Origin of the sequence: Nonomuraea sp. NPDC050733, assembly GCF_040654215.1 — a bacterium.
GTDB lineage: Bacteria > Actinomycetota > Actinomycetes > Streptosporangiales > Streptosporangiaceae > Nonomuraea.
Genome location: NZ_JBFAHO010000004.1, coordinates 325455 through 341830 on the forward strand (window position 1 = coordinate 325455; position 16376 = coordinate 341830).

The window sequence follows — 16376 nt, forward strand, 5'->3', positions numbered from 1 at the left end:
CGGTCCGGGTGGGTCAAAGAACGGTATGGACACGCATCGCCAAACCGGACAGCGGGGAGATATAGCAGCAAATGGGGGGAGAATCACCATGAAGAGGGTTCTGTTCGATCTGGCCGCGCTCATTGTGCGGATTCTGATCGGCGTGATCTTCGTGGCTCACGGATTGCAGAAGTGGCAGGGTGGTCTGGGATCCGTGTCGAAGATGATGGGCCAGAGCGGAGTGCCGCTGCCGCAGCTCGCCGCCGTGTTCACGGCCACCGCGGAGACCGTGGGGGGCATCCTGCTGATCATCGGCCTGCTGGTGCGGGTAGCGGCGGTGGCGCTGCTCGTCGTGCTCGGCGGCGCCTTCGCGTTCGTCCACGTCGGGCACGGGATCCTGAGCTCCGGTGGGGGCTGGGAGCTCGTCGGGGCGCTGGGATCGGTGTGCCTGCTGCTTCTCGTGCTGGGAGGCGGGCGGGCGAGCGTCGATCAGGTGCTCACCCACTGGTACCAGCGCAAGGCCGAGCGCCGCCGCGCCGGGCTGGAGACGGCCGGCGCGTCAGCCGGAGCCGCACCCGCCGCAGCCGCGCCCGCCCCGCCCACCAGGGCCGCGCCTGCTCCGCCTGCCCCGCCTGCCGAATCCCGGCCCGCGGCGCCGACGCAGCCCATGCCCAGGAGCACGCCGGCGGAGGACACGACGGCGCCCCGTCAGCACCTTCCGGACGACGGCTCGCAGCGGCCCGGCAACCTCAGCGACAAGGACATGAGCGACCTCGACGCGCTCTTCAACGACGAGCACCGTAAGCCGCCCAACCGCTGACCGTCAGGCGGGGCGGCGGGCTGCGAGGTCGCGCAGGGCGCCGACGAGGCGGTCCACGTGCTCCTCGGTCGTCCCGATGCCGATCGAGGCCCGCACGGCCGAGGCCGTGCCGTCCTCGCAGCCGCCATCGTGCTCATGGTCGCGCCCGCTGCGGCCCTCGTTGGCTCCTGCGTCGCTCTCTCCTGCCGAGCTCCTGCGCTCGGTCTCTCCCAGCAGGTGCCGGACGAACGGGTGCGCGCAGAACTTCCCGTCGCGCACCCCGATGCCGTAGTCACCCGACAGGGCCTCGGCGACCTCGCGCGCCGTGAGCCCGTCCACGGTGAACGACACGATGCCCACGCGCGGGTGGTCCGCCCCCCACAGCGACAGCTCCCGTACGCCGTCGATGGCGGCGAGTCCGGTGCGCAGCCGCGCGATCAGCCGCTCCTCCTCGCGCACCAGCGCCGTCCAGCCCGTGGCGGTGAGCGCGTCGCAGGCGGCGGCCAGCGCGATGGCGCCCAGCACGTTGGGTGTGCCGGCCTCGTGGCGCGGCTCGGGGTCGTCGTGCCACTCGGTGATCCCGTCCTCGCCCGGCGCGACGGACCGCACGGCTCCGCCGCCCTTCAGGTACGGCTCGCCCGCGGCCAGCCAGTCGCGCCGCCCGATCAGCACCCCGGCCCCGAACGGCGCGTACAGCTTGTGGCCCGAGAACGCCACGTAGTCCAGGTCGAGCGCCGTCAGGTTGAGCCGCCGATGCGGCACGAGCTGGGCGGCGTCCACGAGGATGCGCGCCCCGTGACGGTGCGCGATGTGCGCCAGCGCCGCGACCGGCCACAGCTCGCCGGTGACGTTCGACGCGGCGGTCACCACGAGCAGCTTGGGCCCGTCCACGGCGGCCAGCGCCTCGTCGGCCGCGCGGACCGCCTCGCCGGGGAACGCGGGCGGAGCGAGCCGCACGACCTTCTTCCACGGCAGCAGCGAGGCGTGGTGCTCGGTGTCGAAGACGACAGTCGTGGTGCCGGCGGGCAGGCACCCGGCCAGCAGGTTCGTGGCGTCCGTGGTGTTGCGCGTGAAGATCACCGCGTCGTCGGGGCGGGCGCCGGCGAAGGCGCGGACCGTGTGGCGCGCCTGCTCGTACCGGGCGGTGGTGAGCTGGGAGGCGTAGCCGGCGCCGCGGTGGACGCTGGAGTAGGCCGGGAGCGCGGCGGCGACGGCGGCGCTGACCGGCTCCAGACAGGGAGCGCTGGCGGCGTAGTCCAGGTTGGCGTACCCCACGAGCCGCCCGCCCCTGACCGGCACCTCCAGGTCGGCGCCGAGCACGGCGGGGATCGGCCGGTGGCCACGCGGATGCGACGTGCCGGCGGACGTGCCGGCAGCGGACTGGGCGGGGGCGGAGCCGAAGATGCTCAACGTGGACAAGGCGAACCTCCTGAAGGGCCATCGGACCCCTGGAGCAGCCTCGGAGCCCGCGCTTGCCCGCCACACCTCGTGACGGACCAGGTCTTCACCCGGGGCACCCCGCCGCGGACGCGAGGGTTGCCGGCCAGCTAGCCGGGGCTTCGTGCTGGCACTCATGACCTACGTCCCGAACTATAACCGACGGTCCCCGATGAATCGCAACCTCGCGAACTTCCTCGGCCTCTGACTCGTTGGAACTGGGAAACCGGCCGACCCCGACCGAAATGTGGAGGTAAGCGGATGCTGGACTGGGTGACCGACCCTCAGATCTGGATAGGGTTCTTCACCCTTGTCGCTCTGGAGATCGTCCTAGGCATCGACAACATCATCTTCATCTCCATCCTGGCCGGCAAGCTGCCGCCCGAGCAGCGTGACAGGGCCCGCGTGCTCGGTCTCGGGGCGGCCCTGGTCAGCCGGCTGCTCCTGCTGCTGGCGCTGTCGTGGGTGGTGCGGCTGACGGCCCCGCTGTTCGAGGTTTTCGGCCAGGAGATATCCGGGCGCGACCTGATCCTGCTGCTGGGCGGGCTGTTCCTGCTCGCCAAGAGCGTCACCGAGATCGGGCACAGCATGGAGCTGAAGGAGGAGGACGGCAAGAAGCGCGCGGCCACCTCGTTCGTCTCGGTCATCCTGCAGATCATGGTCCTGGACGTGGTGTTCTCGCTGGACTCGGTCATCACCGCCGTCGGCATGGTGGACGAGCTGGGCGTCATGATCGCGGCCGTCATCGTGGCGGTGCTGGTGATGCTGTTCGCCTCGGGGCCGATCAGCAGGTTCGTGGACCTGCACCCGAGCATCAAGATGCTGGCCCTGGCGTTCCTCGTGCTCATCGGGGTGGTCCTCGTCGCCGAGGGGCTCGGGCAGCACATCCCGAAGGGCTACATCTATTTCGCCATGGCCTTCTCGGTCATCGTGGAGCTCCTGAACATCAGGATGCGCGGCCGTCACGCCAAGCAGCTCGCCGCCGCGGAGGAGCCTCCTAAGATGCAGTAGTGCGCTTTGACCCCCGGAATCCGGATTTCGTCGCCCACCCGTACGGCGTCTACGACGAGCTGCGCCGTACGGACCCGGTGAGCTACTACGAGCCCACCGACCAGTGGCTGATCTCCCGGCACACCGACGTGAACGCCCTGCTCAGGGACCGTCGCCTGGGCCGGACCTACCTCCACGTGGCGACGCACGAGGAGTTCGGCAGGACGCCCGAGCCGGACTTCCAGGAGCCGTTCTGGCGGGTCAGCCGGAACGGCATGCTCGAAGTCGAGCCGCCGCTGCACACCCGGCTGCGGCGGCTCGTGTCCAAGGCGTTCACGCCGCGCATGGTGGAGTCGCTGCGGCCCCGCGTGCGGGCGGTCGCCGGGGGCCTGGTGGACGCGTTCGTGGAGAAGGGCGGCGGCGACCTCATCGCCGAGGTCGCCGAGCCGCTGCCGGTGACGGTCATCGCGGAGATGCTGGGCATCCCCGAGTCGGACCGTCACCTGCTGCGCCCCTGGTCGGCCGACATGTGCGGCATGTACGAGCTCAACCCCACGCCGGAGGCGCAGCACGCGGCGGTGCGGGCGGCCGAGGAGTTCGAGGGCTACCTCAAGGCGCTGGCCCGCGAGCGCGCCGCCGACCCCGGCGACGACCTGATCAGCGCGCTGGCCGGCATCGACGAGCTGACCGAGGACGAGCTGGCCGGCACCTGCGTGCTCCTGCTCAACGCCGGCCACGAGGCCACCGTGAACGGCACGGGCAACGGCTGGTGGTCGCTGTTCCGGCACCCGGACCAGCTCGCCCGGCTGCGCGCGGACCGGTCCCTGCTGCCCACGGCGGTCGAGGAGCTGCTGCGCTACGACACGCCGCTCCAGCTCTTCGAGCGCTGGGTGCTGGAGGACATCGAGGTCCACGGCACGCGCATCCCGCGCGGGTCGGAGGTGGCGCTGCTGTTCGGCTCGGCCAACCGGGACCCTGACGTGTTCGACGACCCGGACCGGCTGGACCTGGGACGGGCGGACAACCCGCACATCTCGTTCGGCGCGGGCATCCACTTCTGCCTGGGTGCTCCGCTGGCCCGCATCGAGATGGTGGAGTCGTTCGGGGCGCTGCTGGACCGCACGACCGAGCTGGAGCTGATCAGCGAGCCGTCCTGGAAGCCCGGGTACGTCATCCGGGGGCTGCGCTCCCTGGACCTCCGCGCCGCCTGAGCCTCCTCCCTCCCGGTCGCGTACGGACGACCGGGTCAGCGGCGCTGGGCGAGCCAGCCGAAGCCGCCGAGCCCTCGGGGATCGATCAGCTCGGCCTCCTCCGAGGCGCGCGCCAGCGCCCGGAGGTAGGCGCGCGGATCGCGCCGCGCGAGGTCCATCGGCGGACGTGTCCCAGTGATCCCCAATGCCCGCAACGCGGTGCGTTGTGTGGACAAGGTTGTGGATATCGCACCGGCCCGCAGACCGGCCTCGGCGCACGCGTCGAGCGCGACGTGCGCGGTGATGTCGCAGGTGCCGTCGGGGACGGGGGCCACGACGGCGCCGTCGCGGTAGCCGATCAGCGTCCCCCGGGACGGACGGTTATCCACAGGGTGTGCATAATCCACGGCCACCGCCAGACCCCCGGCGAGCCGACCGACGACCGAGGCCCAGGCGGCGTCGCGCGGGTGGCCGATCTCGGCCCGCGACCCCACGCACGGCAGCGGCCACCAGCGCGCCAGCCACGCCTCGTCCTCGGAGCTCACGGGGCCGCCCAGCCGCTCCTCGCCGGTACGGGTCTCCACCATGACCAGCCGCGTCCCCTCCGACGTCCGCTCGGCCACGTCCACCGGGATGTTGTCGAGCCACTCGTTGGCGATCGCCACGCCCGTGATGACGTCCGGCAGGGCAGGGGTCCAGGTGACCGTGAGCGGCAGGCCGTAGGGCCTGGGGGAGAGGTCGACGGCCGTGACCCGCAGCCGTCGGCGCAGCGACGGGTCCGCCGCCTCCAGCACGTGCCGCACCAGCAGGCCCTCGCCGGCCCCGATGTCGACGAGGTCGAGGGCGGGCGGGTGGCCCAGCCCCGCGTCCACCTCCGTCAGCAGTGCGAGGACCGCGTCGGCGAAGGCGGGGGTGGCGCTGACCGAGGTGCGGAAGTGGCCCGAAGGGCGCTCGCGGAGGTAGAAGCCGTCCTCGCCGTAGAGCGCGCGCTCCGTCGCCGCCCGCCAGGTGAGCCACATGACTGGACTATCTCATGATCCAGCCGTGACACGGACGGTCATCACAGCGCTACCGTTTGTCATCGCCTTGCGCTAACCTTTGCCCGTCGCCAGGGCAGCCGTACGGGTCCGCGACACGTTCGCGGTGGGTCACGGCGTGCCGCCGGGCGCGGCCGGCACGGAGGAGGGGTCGGAAGCGCGTGGCGGCGCCGGGTGGCGCGGAGCTCGGGCGGCCAATGGCGGCCTGCCCGAGCTCCAGTTCCCCGGCCGGCCAGTCGGCGGATGGCCGGTCAGGAGCGCGTACCTCCAAGGGGCTCGCACACCGGCGCGGGTGCCGGGTCCGGTCGGTGATCCGGCGCCCGTGACCGTGCGGGTGGACCCTCTCCTCATCTCTTCCGACAGGAAGTACGCGTCTTTTTGTTTCCCTTGTCCCATTTGTCGCTAACTCAACATGCAGCAAAACCCCGGTCACGTAGGCAGTCCCGCACGGCCGTTACGCTGGGCGGCAGGCCATCAGGTCGACAGGGGTGGGAACGCATGAACGCAGGCGATCGCCCGGCACGGCTGGCCGTGGGCGTGCTGGGGGCAGGGAAGGTGGGCTCCGCGCTCGGCTCCGCGCTCGCGCACGCCGGGCACCGGATCGTCGCCGCCAGCGGGGTCTCCGACGCCTCGCAGCGCTGGGCCGCCGACCGGCTGGGGCTCACCCCGTCGCCGCCCGACGAGGTCGTCGCCGCCGGTGAGCTGATCCTGCTCACGGTGCCCGACGACACGCTGCCCGACCTCGTGGCCGGCCTCGCCCAGGCGGGCGTCGACCTGCGCGGCAAGCTGCTCGTCCACACCAGCGGCGCGTACGGGCTGTCGGTGCTGGAGCCGGCCTCCCGGGCCGGCGCGCTGCCGCTCGCGCTGCATCCCGTGATGACGTTCACCGGCCGCGACGACGACCTCAGCCGCATCACCGGCTGCTCGTTCGGCGTGACCGCGCCCGACACGCTCCGGCCCATCGCGGAGGCGCTGGTCATCGAGATGGGCGGCGAGCCGGTCTGGATCGCCGACGCCGACCGCGCCCTCTACCACGCGGCCCTGGCCAACGCCGCCAACCACATGGTCACGCTCATCGCCGAGTCGTCGGAGCTGCTCCGGCGCATCGGCGTCGACCACCCGGGCAGGATGCTCGGGCCGCTGCTCGGGGCGGCCCTCGACAACGTGCTCCGGCTCGGCATCTCCGGCCTGACCGGGCCGGTCGTGCGCGGCGACGCGGGCACCGTGCGCCGGCACGTCGACGCGCTCATCCTGGCGGCGCCCGAGGCCGCCGACGCCTACGTCGCGCTGGCCAGGCTCACCGCCGACCGCGCACTCGCCGCTGGACTGCTGAAGCCCGAGGAGGCCGAGCGCCTGCTCGACGCGCTCGGAGGGAACATATGGACCTGATCGTCGCCAGGGACCGCCTCGACCTGGTCAAGGCCCGGAGCGACTGGGACAGCGGGGAGAGCGTGGCCCTGGTGCCGACCATGGGCGCGCTGCACGCGGGGCACCGCTCGCTCATCCGGGAGGCCAGGGTGAGAGCGGACCGGGTCGTGGTCAGCATCTTCGTCAATCCTCTCCAGTTCGGCCCTAACGAGGATTTTTCGCGTTATCCCCGTACATTCGATGCCGACCTGGAGGTGTGCCGGGCCGAGGGCGCCGCCGTGGTCTTCGCGCCGTCGGTCGAGTCCATGTACGACCCCGAGCGCCAGGTCGGGGTCTCCTCGGGGGCCATGGGCGAGGTCGTCGAGGGCGCCAGCCGGCCCGGCCACTTCGACGGCATGCTGACCGTCGTGCTCAAGCTGTTCAACCTCGTCCAGCCCGACCTCGCTGTCTTCGGGCAGAAGGACGCCCAGCAGCTCGCCCTCATCCGGCGGATGGTGCGTGACCTGGACGTGCCGGTCGAGATCGTGGGCGCGCCGACGGTCCGCGAGCCCGACGGCCTGGCTCTGTCCAGCCGCAACCGCTACCTGTCGGCCGTCGAGCGGAGCTCGGCCCTGGCCCTGTCCCGGGCGCTGCGGGCGGGCGCGGCCGAGACCACGCCGTCGAAGGTGCTCGCGGCGGCGCGGGCCGTGCTCGACGCCGCCGCCTCCGAGCTCGCGCTGGACTATGTCGTGCTGGTGGACCCGGCCACGTTCACCCCCGTGGACGAGTCGTACACCGGCGAGGCCGTGCTCGCCGTGGCCGCCAAGGTCGGGAATACCCGCCTGATCGACAACCTGATTCTCACGCTCCACCCCCTTGAGGATCAGATCACCGACTCGTAGCGTCATGGGATGACCGACGACGAGCTACGGGACGAACTGCTGCGCCGGACGCGCGTCGACCGGGAGGCGCGCGACCCCGGCCATGTCTCCGACCCCGGCTGGGCCGACCGGTGCGCCGCCGTGGACGAGGACAACACGGTGTGGCTCATGTCCGTGGTCAGCAGTCAGGGCTGGCCGCTGATCTCGCAGGTGGGCGAGGACGCCGCGCGGGCGGCCTGCCTCCTCGCCCAGCACGCCGACGCCGCGCCCGAGCTGCAACGCCACTTCCGCGCCGCCATGGCCGACGCCGCCGACCGCGGCGAGGCCCTGCCCGGCCATCTCGCCGGTCTGGAGGACCGGGTACGGGCGAACCGGCGGCTCTGACCGCCGCCCCGAAAGGGATACCCCCGTGGGCGGTGCATCGACGGGGAGGGGTTATCGTCATTCTGACGAAAGCACCTCGAACGAGGAGACCCCATGAGTACCCCGCCGATTCCCCTACGGCTGACGGCTCCGGCTCCCGGTTGGGAGGTCGAGGCGGACGTGGTCGTCGTCGGCTCCGGCGTCGCCGGCCTCACCGTGGCCCTGCGCCACACCGAGCTCGACCCCGCGGCCAAGGTCCTCGTCGTCACCAAGGACGTCCTGTCCTCCGGCTCCACCCGGTGGGCCCAGGGCGGCATCGCGGCCGTGCTCGATCCCGCCGACACCTCAGAGGAGCACCTGAGCGACACCCTGGTGGCCGGCGTCGGCCTGTGCGACGCGCGGGCCGTCCGGACGCTCGTGACCGAGGGCCCCGGCGCGCTGCGGCGGCTGATGGGGCGCGGCGCGCGGTTCGACCGCACCCCGGACGGCGAGCTCCAGCTCACCCGCGAGGGCGGCCACCGGCGCGACCGCATCGTCCACGCGGGCGGCGACGCCACCGGCGCCGAGGTGCAGCGGGCCCTGGCCGAGGCGGTCCGCGCCGCCTCGATCGAGATCATCGAGCACGCCCTGGTGCTCGACCTGATCAAGGACGCGCAAGGGCGCGCCGCCGGCGTGACGCTGCACGTCATGGGCGAGGGCGCGCGCGACGGGGTTGGCGCGGTGCGGGCCGGGGCCGTGGTGCTGGCCACCGGCGGCATGGGTCAGGTGTACGCGGCCACGACGAACCCCGCCGTCTCCACGGGCGATGGCGTGGCGCTCGCGCTCCGGGCCGGGGCCGTGGTCCGTGACCTGGAGTTCGTCCAGTTCCACCCGACGGTGCTCTGGCTCGGCGAGGGCTCGACGGGCCAGCAGCCGCTGATCTCCGAGGCGGTGCGCGGGGAGGGGGCGTTCCTGGTCGACCACGAGGGCAACGCGTTCATGCGGGGCGTCCACGAGCTGGCCGACCTGGCGCCGCGCGACGTCGTCGCCAAGGCCATCACGCGGACGATGCGCGAGACGGGCCGCGACCACGTGTACCTGGACGGCCGGCACTTCGGCGCGGACAAGTGGGCGACGCGCTTCCCCACCATCTACGCGCTCTGCCGTGAGCACGGGATCGACCCGGCCACCGAGCTGATCCCCGTCGCCCCGGCGGCGCACTACGCCAGCGGCGGGGTCCGTACGGACCTGTCGGGCCGTACGTCCATCGAGGGTCTGTACGCGTGCGGCGAGGTGGCCTGCACGGGCGTGCACGGCGCGAACCGGCTGGCCTCCAACTCGCTGCTGGAGGGCCTGGTCTTCGCCGAGCGGATCGCCGAGGACGTCCACGCCGCCTCCCGCGCCCGCCGGACCCCCGCCGACCCGGCAGGAGTGAGCGGCGCCGACCTGGGCGGGCTGGTGGACCCGCGGGCGCGGGCGCGGATCCAGGCGCACATGAGCCGCGGCTCCGGCGTGCTGCGCGAGCGCGAGTCGCTGGCCGCCACGGCGCGGGCCCTGCGCGACGCCCGCTGGACCCCGGTCCAGGTGGCTCCCTGCACCGAGTCGTGGGAGGCGACGAACCTGCTCACGGTCGCCACCGTGCTCACCGCCGCGGCCGCGGCCCGGCTGGAGACGCGCGGGTCCCACTGGCGTGAGGACTTCCCCCAGCGGGACGACGACGAATGGCTGGGCCACCTGGACGTGACCCTGACCGAGGAGGGCCTGAGGATGACCTACACCCCGCACGCCGACGGGCTGCCGCCGCGCCTGGCGCAGGAGCTGGGCGCCGCCGGGCTCGACCCCGCCGAGGTGGACGCGCTGATCGGCCGGGCGCTGGCCGAGGACCTGCAGGAGGCCGGCGACGTGACGAGCCTGGCGACGATCCCGGCGGACGCCCGCGCCGTGGCCGACGTGGTGGCCCGCGCCGACGGCGTCGTGGCCGGCCTCGCCGCCGCCGAGGCCGTGTTCGTACGGCTGGGCGCCACCCGCGCGGAGCGGCGGGCCAAGGACGGCGAGCGGGTGCGCGCGGGCGACGTGCTGATGACCGTGGAGGGCACGACGAGGGGCCTGCTGACGGCCGAGCGCACCGCGCTGAACCTGCTCACCCACCTGTCCGGGATCGCCACGCTCACCGCCAGGTGGGTGGAGGCGGTCAGCGGCACCCGGGCGCGCGTGCGCGACAGCCGCAAGACGCTGCCGGGCCTGCGCGCGCTGGAGAAGTACGCGGTGCGCTGCGGCGGTGGCGTCAACCACCGGATGTCCCTCTCGGACGCCGCCCTGATCAAGGACAACCACGTGGTGGCCGCGGGCGGGGTCGCCGAGGCGTTCCGCGCGGTCCGCGAGAGGTACCCGGACCTGCCGATCGAGGTGGAGGTGGACCGTCTGGACCAGCTCGGTCCCGTGCTGCGAGAGGGGGCCCAGGAAATATTGTTGGACAACTTCACCGTCGAAGAGATCGCCATCGCCGTACAAATGGTCCAAAATCGGACGAGTGCGGAAAAGTCGGCGAGAAGGAACGATCTGGTGAAGCTGGAGGCGAGCGGCGGCCTGACGTTGGATTCGGCGCGTCCTGTGGCCGAAACTGGCGTCGACTACCTTGCGGTGGGAGCGCTCACCCATTCGGCGCCGGCCCTGGACATCGCACTGGACCTACGGGGGTAAACGGATGCTGCTCACGATCGACGTCGGCAACACGCACACGGTGCTCGGTCTGTTCGAGGGCGATGAGGTCATCGAGCACTGGCGGCTCGCCACCGACGCGCGCCGCACCGCCGACGAGATCGCGGTCGTCCTGCAGGGGCTGCTCGCCCAGTCGCCCCTGCTGAAGGGCGCCGACGTCAGCGGCATCGCGATCTGCTCCACGGTCCCGAGCGTGCTCAACGAGATGCGCGAGATGTGCCGCCGCTACTACGGCGACGTGACCGCGGTGATCGTGGAGCCCGGCGTGCGCACGGGCGTGCCGGTGCGCATGGACAACCCCAAGGAGGTCGGCAGCGACCGCATCGTCAACGCGCTCGCGGCCATCGACCAGTACGGCGGCCCGTGCATCATCGTCGACTTCGGCACCGCGACCTCCTTCGACGCGGTGTCGGCCAAGGGCGAGTACGTGGGAGCCGTCACCGCCCCCGGCATCGAGATCTCCGTGGACGCGCTCGCGGCGGCCGGCGCCCAGCTGCACAAGGTCGAGCTGGTCCGCCCCCGGTCGGTCATCGCCAAGAACACCGTCGAGGCCCTGCAGGCCGGCATCATCTACGGCTTCGCCGGCCAGGTGGACGGCATCGTCGAGCGGATGGTCGCCGAGCTGGCCGACGACCCCGACGACGTGACCGTGGTCGCCACCGGCGGGCACGCGGCGCTCGTGGTCAGCGAGTCCCGCTCCATCGACGTGCACGAGCCCTGGCTGACGCTCATCGGCCTGCGGCTCATCTACAACCGCAACACGAGCTGACGTTCCGGAAAACGGAAGAGCGGCCCCCGCTCGGGAAGGGGGCCGCTCGGGACGGAGGCGGGCGACGGCTACTCGCTCTCGGCGGTGTAGATGTACTCCCAGGGACCGCACTTCGTCGGGTACGAGCCGTGCTGGCCGGTCTGGCAGACCTTCACCCGCACGCTGGTGGCGTCCTCGGTCTCGAAGTGGAACCGCTTGTAGCCGGGGAAGCCGCAGTACTTCTTGCTGTAGACCTGGGACCACTCGTGGTCGAAGTCGCTCGCCTCGAACTTCACGTACGCGCACTTGCCGCCCTCGTCGTAGTCACGGTCGTCCAGGTCGAACAGCCTGCCCCTGACGTCGACGGAGTTGGACTCCTGCTCGTCGTCCCAGTCGACGCTGATCCGGCCGTCGGCCTTGGCGAGGTGGTGGCGCGAGAACACCGGGCCCCAGGAGTCGCTGTCGTAGTGGGCCGCCGAGGACGCGGAGGACGCGGTCGCGGTGGTGGCGCCGGCGGCCGTCGGCAGCGACAGCGCCACGGCGGTGGTCGCAGCGGCGGCCAGGACACCGGTCGCGAGCTTCTTGATCATGATCTCTCCTTGAGCTCTCTCCCCGGGCCGGCTCCCTGCCGAATCCCCCTGAGCTCGTGGGTCATTGGTAACGCGGAGGTCTTGCGGCGCCGTTGCGATGTCCCTGCAACGAACCGACGAGCCCTTGCAGTTCGCCATATCCCCTACTCTTTGATGCTGTGAGCGACGAACTTCCCGAGCAGATGCGCATCCGGAGGGAGAAGCTCGACCGCCTTCGCAGCGAAGGCGTCGACCCCTACCCGGTGAGCTTCCCGCGCACGGCGACCAACGCCGAGGTCAGAGCGACACACGAGGGCCTGGAGCCCGACACCGCGACCGGTGAGCAGGTCGCGGTCGCGGGCCGCGTCATGCTCAACCGGATCGGCGGGAAACTCTGCTTCGCCACGCTCCGCGACGGCACCGGCGACCTGCAGGTCATGATCTCCCTCGACCGGGTGGGCGAGGAGTCCCTGGCCTCCTGGAAGCGCGACGTCGACCTGGGCGACCACGTGGGCGTGATCGGCGAGGTCATCACCTCCCGGCGCGGCGAGCTGTCGATCATGGCTGAGAGCTGGCAGATCACCTCCAAGTGCCTGCGCCCGCTCCCGGAGAAGCACATCGGCCTCACCGACCCGGAGGCGCGGGTCCGCCAGCGCTACGTCGACCTCATCGTCAACGACGAGGCGCGGGAGATGGCCCGCATCCGCAGTGCCACCGTGCGCGCGGTGCGCGACTTCTGGCACGAGGAGGGCTACCTCGAGGTCGAGACGCCCATGCTCCAGCCGATCCACGGCGGCGCGACGGCCCGGCCGTTCAAGACCCACATCAACGCCTACGACATGGAGCTCTACCTTCGCATCGCGATCGAGCTCTACCTCAAGCGGCTCGTCGTCGGCGGCATCGAGAAGGTCTTCGAGATCAACCGCAACTTCCGCAACGAGGGCGCGGACTCCACGCACAACCCCGAGTTCACCATGCTCGAGGCGTACGGCACGTACCTCGACTACAACGACATGGCCGACCTGACCCAGCGGATGTACCAGAAGGCCGTGGTCGCGGCGCTGGGCACCTCGGTGGTCGTGCACGACGGCGTCGAGGTGGACCTGGGCATCCCCGAGTGGCCGCGCGTCACGCTGTACGGCACCGTGTCGGAGGCGGTGGGCGAGGAGATCACCACCGAGACGCCGATCGAGCGCCTGCGCGACCTGGCGGACAAGCACGACGTCCACCACGACCCCAAGTGGGGTCCGGGCAAGCTGGTCCAGGAGCTGTTCGAGGCGCTCGTGGAGCACACGCTCATCCAGCCGACGTTCGTCATGGACTACCCGCTGGAGACCTCGCCGCTGACCCGCCAGCACCGCGACAACCCGCTGCTGACGGAGAAGTGGGACCTCATCGGGTTCGGCACGGAGCTGGGCACCGCCTACTCCGAGTTGATCGACCCGATCGAGCAGCGCCGCCGCCTGGTCGAGCAGTCGCTGCTGGCGGCGGGCGGCGACCCGGAGGCCATGCAGCTCGACGAGGACTTCCTGCAGGCCCTGGAGTACGCGATGCCGCCCACCGGCGGCATGGGCGCCGGCATCGACCGGATGATCATGGCGTTCACCGGCAAGAACATCCGCGAGACGATCCTCTTCCCGCTCGTCAAGCCGACCCACTGAGCCCCGGGCCGTGCCGCCGCACCCGTGGCGGCACGGCCAAGGGCCCTGAGAACGGGTCATGCGCAATTGCGGGATCGTGCCGGACTAAATGCGCCGGCGGGCGCCCGCGTCAAGATTCCCGGTGAGGGCCTGTAAGGGCCGCTGTGATCGCGCAGCGTGCCCCGAAGTGCCGACATCCGCCGAGTCCCCCATATACGACGGATCAAGTCAATGACGGCCGTCAAGTGCCACGGTTATCGCGCTTGACGGCCTTTCCCGTATGCGTTTAACGTCTGCGGAGCGAACAGCTTTGCACGGGCCGACGACGACTCCGAGACTGCTGTTGGGGGGAGGGCTCCCGATGGATGTGCTCACCGATCAGGTTGAGCTTAGCCACGCCGATCTAGCCTTGCTGGCGGAGCTTGCCAGGGGAGTCACCGTCGATCGGGTGGGCAGGCGCCTCGACATCAGCGGGCGCACCGTGCGCCGCCGGCTGCGCGGCATCTGCGACCGCATCGGGGTCGCCACGGCCATCGAGGCCGTGGCCTGGGCCGCCCGCCGGCAGCTCATCTGAGCGGCCCGCGAAAGTCTCAGTCGGCGACGCGGACGGCGCCCACGAACGGCCTGCGGGCCAGGGACGTCACCCTGACGACGTCCCCCGTGCGCGGCGCGTGGACCATCATGCCGCCGCCGATGTAGATGCCGACGTGGTGCAGGTCGCTGTAGAAGAAGACCAGGTCGCCCGGCCGCAGCTCCTCCTTGGAGATGTGCCGGCCGGCGGTCCACTGGCTGCCGGTGTAGTGGGGCAGCGAGATGCCGACCCGCTGGTAGGCGGCCATGACGAGGCCGGAGCAGTCGTACGAGCTCGGCCCCTCGGCACCCCAGACGTACGGCTTGAGCTGCTGGGTGAGCGCCCACCTGGCCGCCTCGGCGGCCTTGCCGGCGCCCGAGATCGGCAGGGCGACGCGGACGGCCGGCGTGCCCGGACGGCCCGCCTCGCCGATCGCCCGCCTGAACAGGTTGCTCTCCACCTTGGCGACCAGCTTCACGATCTTGTCGCGCTTCGTGTCGAGGTCGGTGACGAGCTTCTCCACCTCGTCGATGTGGGCCTTCGCCTCGGACTGGGCCTGCTTGGCCGTCTCCATGGCCTTGACGACCTGGTTGACCTCGTCGCCGGACTCCTGCGCCAGCGCGTAGGTGGTGGCGGCCCGGTTGAGGAACGCGCTGGGGTCGCCGTCGTCCATCAGGGCGATGGCGCGGCTGAAGCCGCCGGTCATGTACTCCTGCTGGGCCAGCAGCCTCGTCCTGGCGCGCTTGGCGTCGAGGTCGGCCTGGCTGGTCGCCAGGACCTTCTTGGCCTGCTCGGCGGTCTTGCGGGCGGTCTTGAGCTTCTCCCGCGAGCCGTTGTACTGCTCGCTGAGGGTCTCGATCTCGGTGTGCATCGCCTCGACCCGCTTGGACAGCTCCTTCAGGGAGGGCTCGGGGTCGGCGGCGGCGGGCCCGGCCGGGACCGCGAACGCCAGCGCCACGACGGCGGCGCTCAGGACGGCGAAACGGCGCAGGAGCGCCTGTTTCGGAGGGCGGGCATCCAGGCCCGCTCTCGTCCTTTCGCGACGGCGCGTGCGCTCCACCGACCAGCTCCTCTCTTCGACGCCTACCGGGTTAGCTGACGGGTTCGGGCCGGAGCAGCCCTACCGAGCGTGATGCTCGGATTCACCCCATGTGGTGGCACTGAGAGCTCGCCACCGGCGGGTCCCCGGCTCCCCCTGCGGGGATTGGGCGCGTCTCCGCGCGGGGGTCGCGCGGGTGACATCGTCGCTGGACATTAGTGCACCTCGGGTTCGTGCTCAACCAGAACTGCCAACTCTGTAGAGGTATCGCTACCGAAGGGTCACGAGTGGACGACGCGTCACCCGATGCCGGTCCGTCTTTATGCCTACTTTGCCATGGCTTGAGCAGTACGTTGCCCGAGGGGAGTGCACGGAAGTGACATGTCGGATGCCGTAGGCAGGGCGGATTTTGGTACGAGCCGTAATGGGATCTGTACTCTGGATGCCCATGGAACAGGTCGCCGAAGTCACCGTGACTGACACCGAGCTCGTGGTGCGCCGCGCCCGCACGTCGGATGTCAGGACGATCAGGCGCCTGGTCGACACCTACGCCGGTGCCGGTCCTCGCCTCCTGGAGAAGGCCACGGTCACCCTGTACGAGGACGTGCAGGAGTTCTGGGTCGCCGAGCGCGGCGGCCAGGTCGTCGGCTGCGGCGCCCTCCATGTGCTCTGGGAGGATCTGGCCGAGATCCGCACGGTCGCCGTGGACCCGGCCTTCCGCGGGCTGGGCATCGGCCATCGCATCGTCTCCACGCTGATCCGCACGGCGCGGGATCTCGGGCTCAGCCGGGTGTTCTGCCTGACGTTCGAGGTCGACTTCTTCGCCCGCCACGGGTTCCGGCCGATCCAGGGCACCCCGGTCTCCCCGGAGGTCTACGCCGAGCTGCTGGCCTCGTACGACGAGGGTGTGGCGGAGTTCCTCGACCTTGAGCACGTCAAGCCCAACACCCTGGGCAACACCCGCATGCTGCTCCATCTGACATCCGGTGACGCCGACCTTGACCGCCGAGAAAGGTGATTGTTGATACCTATGTCGATACGTTGGGCAGCACAGGCATGTGTCCTGACATGTGCTACATGCACTCTCGA

Annotated in this window: 15 protein-coding genes and 2 riboswitches; of the genes, 11 read left to right on the plus strand and 4 right to left on the minus strand. The window is 71.2% G+C overall.

Annotated elements, in window-relative coordinates:
• The first annotated feature begins 88 nt into the window (after positions 1 to 88).
• Positions 89 to 799: a DoxX family protein gene (locus tag AB0H64_RS11160; protein ID WP_357622748.1), complete on the plus strand. Its 711-nt coding sequence runs from the start codon at positions 89 to 91 to the stop codon at positions 797 to 799.
• 3 nt (positions 800 to 802) lie between these two features.
• Here the strand turns inward: AB0H64_RS11160 and AB0H64_RS11165 are convergent, their stop codons facing one another.
• The gene (locus AB0H64_RS11165) at positions 803 to 2107 is read right to left on the minus strand and encodes an aminotransferase class V-fold PLP-dependent enzyme (RefSeq protein ID WP_357622983.1); all 1305 of its coding nucleotides are present in this window, start codon (positions 2105 to 2107) and stop codon (positions 803 to 805) included.
• Positions 2108 to 2241: 134 nt separating this feature from the next.
• A riboswitch (SAM riboswitch) is annotated at positions 2242 to 2357 on the minus strand.
• 119 nt (positions 2358 to 2476) lie between these two features.
• Between AB0H64_RS11165 and AB0H64_RS11170 the strand changes: the two genes are divergently transcribed.
• Positions 2477 to 3226, plus strand: a complete 750-nt coding sequence (locus AB0H64_RS11170; RefSeq protein ID WP_357622750.1) for a TerC family protein — start codon at positions 2477 to 2479, stop codon at positions 3224 to 3226.
• Positions 3226 to 4416, plus strand: coding sequence for a cytochrome P450 (locus AB0H64_RS11175; protein ID WP_357622752.1), 1191 nt, complete (start codon positions 3226 to 3228; stop codon positions 4414 to 4416). The genes AB0H64_RS11170 and AB0H64_RS11175 overlap by 1 nt, the downstream gene beginning before the upstream one ends.
• Before the next feature lie 35 nt (positions 4417 to 4451).
• Here the strand turns inward: AB0H64_RS11175 and AB0H64_RS11180 are convergent, their stop codons facing one another.
• Positions 4452 to 5414, minus strand: a complete 963-nt coding sequence (locus AB0H64_RS11180) for an SAM-dependent methyltransferase (RefSeq protein ID WP_357622754.1) — start codon at positions 5412 to 5414, stop codon at positions 4452 to 4454.
• A 516-nt stretch (positions 5415 to 5930) separates the two neighbouring features.
• Here AB0H64_RS11180 and AB0H64_RS11185 point away from each other — a divergent pair.
• From AB0H64_RS11185 to AB0H64_RS11205, 5 genes are all read left to right on the plus strand, one after another.
• A complete protein-coding gene (locus AB0H64_RS11185) occupies positions 5931 to 6821 on the plus strand; it encodes a DUF2520 domain-containing protein (protein WP_357622756.1) in 891 nt (296 codons plus the stop codon).
• Positions 6812 to 7681, plus strand: coding sequence for a pantoate--beta-alanine ligase (gene panC, locus AB0H64_RS11190; protein ID WP_357622757.1), 870 nt, complete (start codon positions 6812 to 6814; stop codon positions 7679 to 7681). The genes AB0H64_RS11185 and panC overlap by 10 nt, the downstream gene beginning before the upstream one ends.
• A 9-nt stretch (positions 7682 to 7690) precedes the next feature.
• Positions 7691 to 8044: a hypothetical protein gene (locus AB0H64_RS11195; protein ID WP_357622759.1), complete on the plus strand. Its 354-nt coding sequence runs from the start codon at positions 7691 to 7693 to the stop codon at positions 8042 to 8044.
• A gap of 93 nt (positions 8045 to 8137) precedes the next feature.
• Positions 8138 to 10702: an L-aspartate oxidase gene (locus AB0H64_RS11200; protein ID WP_357622761.1), complete on the plus strand. Its 2565-nt coding sequence runs from the start codon at positions 8138 to 8140 to the stop codon at positions 10700 to 10702.
• Between the two features lie 4 nt (positions 10703 to 10706).
• Positions 10707 to 11489 carry a type III pantothenate kinase gene (locus AB0H64_RS11205; protein ID WP_310708050.1) on the plus strand — a complete coding sequence of 261 codons (783 nt, stop codon included), beginning with the start codon at positions 10707 to 10709 and terminating at the stop codon, positions 11487 to 11489.
• A gap of 68 nt (positions 11490 to 11557) precedes the next feature.
• Here the strand turns inward: AB0H64_RS11205 and AB0H64_RS11210 are convergent, their stop codons facing one another.
• Positions 11558 to 12058 carry a hypothetical protein gene (locus AB0H64_RS11210; protein WP_357622763.1) on the minus strand — a complete coding sequence of 167 codons (501 nt, stop codon included), beginning with the start codon at positions 12056 to 12058 and terminating at the stop codon, positions 11558 to 11560.
• 158 nt (positions 12059 to 12216) lie between these two features.
• Between AB0H64_RS11210 and lysX the strand changes: the two genes are divergently transcribed.
• Positions 12217 to 13698 carry a bifunctional lysylphosphatidylglycerol synthetase/lysine--tRNA ligase LysX gene (gene lysX, locus AB0H64_RS11215; RefSeq protein ID WP_357622765.1) on the plus strand — a complete coding sequence of 494 codons (1482 nt, stop codon included), beginning with the start codon at positions 12217 to 12219 and terminating at the stop codon, positions 13696 to 13698.
• Between the two features lie 340 nt (positions 13699 to 14038).
• Entirely contained in the window at positions 14039 to 14251 is a 213-nt protein-coding gene (locus AB0H64_RS11220) for a LuxR C-terminal-related transcriptional regulator (protein ID WP_310708054.1), read from the plus strand.
• Positions 14252 to 14267: 16 nt separating this feature from the next.
• Here AB0H64_RS11220 and AB0H64_RS11225 read toward each other — a convergent pair whose 3' ends face one another.
• Positions 14268 to 15308, minus strand: coding sequence for an NlpC/P60 family protein (locus tag AB0H64_RS11225; protein WP_357622767.1), 1041 nt, complete (start codon positions 15306 to 15308; stop codon positions 14268 to 14270).
• 5 nt (positions 15309 to 15313) lie between these two features.
• Positions 15314 to 15469: riboswitch (cyclic di-AMP (ydaO/yuaA leader) on the minus strand.
• A gap of 266 nt (positions 15470 to 15735) precedes the next feature.
• On the opposite strand from AB0H64_RS11225, the gene AB0H64_RS11230 reads away from it, so the two are divergent.
• Positions 15736 to 16305, plus strand: a complete 570-nt coding sequence (locus AB0H64_RS11230; protein ID WP_357622769.1) for an amino-acid N-acetyltransferase — start codon at positions 15736 to 15738, stop codon at positions 16303 to 16305.
• Positions 16306 to 16376 lie beyond the last annotated feature (71 nt).